The sequence below is a fragment of the Gordonia asplenii genome (assembly GCF_012933505.1).
Taxonomy (GTDB): Bacteria; Actinomycetota; Actinomycetes; order Mycobacteriales; family Mycobacteriaceae; genus Gordonia; species Gordonia asplenii.
The window spans coordinates 1-325 of record NZ_JABBNB010000114.1 but is presented as its reverse complement, the minus strand read 5'-3'; the positions used below and the strand labels follow the sequence as shown (position 1 = coordinate 325).

Below are 325 nucleotides of genomic sequence, written 5' to 3'. Positions count from 1 at the left end.
CATGTGGTGGCCGATAAGGCCACCGTCGACCGACGCGCAGCCCACCCGGGGTTCATGGACGGGCACGGTGTGGTGTCCGGCGACCACATCCACGACTTGCTCGACGACCCGACCACCGTCATACGCCCGCTGGGCCCCGACGACGAACTCGCCGTCTTCCTCACCACCCTCAACAACCTCGACGATATCGGCGACCCCGACGGGTCCACCGACTCCGATGATCTCGACGGTGTCGGCGAGTCGGCCCGCCCCAACGATCTCGATTGCGACGAAGTCGGCGATCCCACCGACTCCGACGGTGTCGGCGAGTCGGCCCGCCCCAACG

Annotated in this window: 1 pseudogene; it reads left to right on the top strand. The window is 68.0% G+C overall.

Going from position 1 to position 325, the window contains the following annotated elements:
- Positions 1 to 325, top strand: a pseudogene (locus HH308_RS29420) (hypothetical protein); the annotation flags it as partial.